The sequence below is a fragment of the Anaplasma marginale str. Florida genome (assembly GCF_000215485.1).
GTDB classification, from domain to species: Bacteria; Pseudomonadota; Alphaproteobacteria; order Rickettsiales; family Anaplasmataceae; genus Anaplasma; species Anaplasma marginale.
Map to the genome: position 1 here is coordinate 1 of NZ_AFMS01000093.1, position 3,461 is coordinate 3,461.

Here is a 3,461-nt window from a genome sequence, read left to right on the forward strand (position 1 = left end):
TAACATGTGCGCTAGTGTGTTTGTAACACTCAAGCTTATGAACGCCAGGGTTTTGACTGTACACTGCAGTGAATCGTTTGTAGAAACGGTTGCACGGTATGCGATTGCGCACCGGATAGACGCAGTAGTAGTGCCTAGTTCGACGGATGCACAACTACTCAGCCATGAAGTATCCAAGCTTACGGCACATGGCGCCAACCTCGACATTCTGGCATTTACAAGCGTTGATGGGTGTGCGGCCACCGCTTACGATGCCTCTATGGGTGCGGCAGGGCAACTTTTACTACTGGCCCAATTTGTGGCACAGTGGAGCGCCGCCCACCGCGCAGATTACCCGCTACAGATAGCAAGCGAGCTGTCGCTCCTATTGGATGAATTGCACACAAATTGTGTGGGGCCGGATGCATTACAAGTTTTCGGTGATGATGAGCTTTCCGGACGCTGTCGCATGATCGATTTTTTGTGCGATCTGGTGCCGTGGTGGGAGCAGGAGCGTAAAAGCCGCGGCTTGGCCCCATCGGGGTGCGGCATTGGCCCACTTGTAGAGGGTTTCGAGCGGTCCGGCAAGAGGATTATGGTGGCAGGGATTGTGTTTGGCAAAGTATTTACACGCTTTCTCCGGCTGCTCATGCACAGCGTTTCGGATGCCGTAATTGTGCTCCCGTACGTTGATCTTGGGCTTTCTGATCGTGAATGGCAAACTCTGCACAGCGAGCATTACCAATACTATGTCATGCAGCTACTGAAAAATCTTGGCGTGGGTAGAAATGAGGTGGAGAGGCTTGGCCAAGTTAAGGTGAATCATGTAGTTGAGCGGCTGTTTAATTTTGAGCTAACCAGTCACCTGGCCATGAACTATGGCACTGGGGAGGATATTGAGCTCATTGCGTGTTCCTCTGAGGCCGAGGAGGCTGTTAAAGTTGTGGAAATTCTGAAGTCATGCACAACAGAAGCACACCGTGGTGCGAAGGCCGAATTTTCCTGTATCGGTGGATGGGCTGCGAGTGCAAAGCCCACTCAGACAGCGGTCGATGTTGATAAGGACACGATTAGATCTTTGGAAGGGAAGAGCGTCACGTTTGTTGGGAGTGACTCGCTCGCTGCCAGAGTAGATGCGCTGTTGCGTATTGGTGCGAATTATTGCGATTATGACGAGATAATTTCCGCGCTGGTGCTGTGTTCAATTGAGGTAGTGGTTTCGTCCGGGAATGCGGTGCAGCTGCTGTGTATGCTTAAGCATCCACTAGTGAGGCTTGGATACGATGCTGACGAGTATCGCAAACTGCTGGCCGAGTTTGAAATTAGAGTAGTGAGAGGACACTCGGCTACAGGCTTTGAAGCAATAGGCAGTGCCATTAGGGAAGAGTTTCAGCAGTTGGAAGAATTTTGGCGCAAAGTTGTTGAAGCAATATCACCGATGATTAATGTGCGCGAAGGCTCCACGATTGGTGAAATAGCTGCCGCGCATGTTCAGTGCCTAGAAAGATTGATGAACAAGCTAGACACCAGTGAATGCACGCACGCGCTGAATAAAATAAGCACATTTTTTTCCTTGTTTGATAACTATTGCATGGGCGTGGCGGTATTTTCTCTGACGAGCTACAAGGAAGTGTGCACTCTATTGGTGCGGGCCTTCTTTACGATAGAGCGCAACAAATTGTTTGGGGTCAACCTTGCGACCAGAGACGCTGTCATACTTTCGGGGTTCAGCGAAGCCGAGTTCAAACCGCGCTGCAGCCACCTACTTAACAACTGGGTGCGTGAAAGGTTAGGCCTGCCTCTTTTGGAAGAGTATTGTGGGCGCATGATGTATGTGTTGTACAGCTTTTTTTATGCAAAGAAGCTTCGGATTACGAAATCAGCTGAAAGCTTTGGCGTGGCGGTGGCAGAGCCGATTTGGATTAGATATCTCACGTTTCTACTAAAAGATCGTACCGAGCGCTATGCAGCCACCCAGGCTGTTGTCAGTAGCAATGTCGTTGCCGATCCGCATCGTGCATCGGCCCCCAATCCTGGGTTGGACGTCAGGAAAAAGGCGATGTCTGTGCTTACCGCAAAAGCCGTAGACACCCTGATCAGCAACCCGTACGTGTTCTATGTACAGTACATTTTGAAGATGTTCCCCACCAAAACTGTAAACACGCAACATTCAGTGCGGGGTTTCAACATTATTGCACACAAGATCCTGCGTGAATATCTGGTGAGCATTGGAACGGAGGCTGGAGATTATAATCTTCTGTTGGAGATAGCAAAGCGTCAGTTTGATGCCATTGCCGTTACCCATCCGTACGCGCATGTGCTATGGTGGCCGAAGTTTGAAGAGATGGCGCGTAACTTTTTTGCGGTAGACAGTGAACGCAGATCCGCAGCCTCCCGTACAGAGTCGGGAAAAAGTTTTGTCTGGTACGTAAGTGAAGAGATACAAGTAATCGCCCGGTGTGATAGGGTAGAGTATATGAAAGATGGCAGCGTTATGGTTGCGTGCAACAAGGTTGGCGCGGCGCCTTCTAAGGCTGACATGCGATGTGGATTTGCGTCAAGGGCCATAGTAGACGCTGTATGTGTTGCGGAGAGTACCGGAGCGAACGTGGCCTCTTTCGCGTATTGGAAAATAGCCCCGTGGACAGTTGAAGTGGTGCAGGTGGAGGATTGTGCCGAGGTTATACACGCTGCAAAACAAGGTTTCAAGGAGCTCTTGCTGCGATATGCAGAGCAAATGACGCCATTTTCACCCCGGGAAGACTTTTCTACCTTTTCTGCATATGAGCTTCTGTCAAGAATACGTGGAGGCGTGCTGTGCCCAAATGCTGAAGCGTGAAGGGTTAGACGCATCAGTTGTGTGCCACACTTGGTGGCGATATCACTTGAGCGCACATATCTCTCCTGTGCTCGTTCTGTAGAATGCCGAAAATGGCTTCGTGCCAAATCTGCGTCAGAAAGTGGTGATCCGTAGTAGCGGGTTTACTGTTAGCAGCATAAATGCCGGGGTGTAAGCTGCTTGTTTTTCGCGGTAGATGCGCGTATTGTGTGCGCTGCCAGGTGTGGGGTGTGCCGGATGAAAATTATTTGAATACCCGTACCCCCTATGCTAAACTGGTGAGCTGCCCCGTGGTGTGCTGTTTCGTGTACAAACTCTGGAAAAGAATTACTGGCCTGGACGAGGCTGTGCTCGCCGTGCTGCTGTGCGTGGCAATAGAGTATTATGACTTTGCAGCTTACACGGCGCTCAACTCTACAATTAGCAAAGTGTTTTTCTCGCAAGGCGTTTTCCTGTCTGGCCAAGGAGAGGACTCCACGTACCTGTCCACGCTTGTTGGTTTTTTAGCCTTTGCAGCTGCTTTTGTCGCACGGCCGATGGGCGCAACAGTGTTCGGTTATTTGGGCGATAAGATGGGCAGAAGGCTGGCGCTCAACATCTCTGCTGGCATGCTGACAGGGTCGGTCTTCTGCATAGCGATCCT

General features: G+C 50.6%; 2 protein-coding genes. Both read left to right on the top strand.

The window, feature by feature from the left end; genetic code table 11:
* Positions 1-2,818, top strand: a 2,818-nt coding sequence (locus tag GAC_RS02550; protein WP_241760132.1) for a PD-(D/E)XK nuclease family protein, incomplete at its 5' end; no start/stop codon positions are given.
* 161 nt (positions 2,819-2,979) lie between these two features.
* Positions 2,980-3,461, top strand: a 482-nt coding sequence (locus tag GAC_RS02555) for an MFS transporter (RefSeq protein WP_037349345.1), incomplete at its 3' end; no start/stop codon positions are given.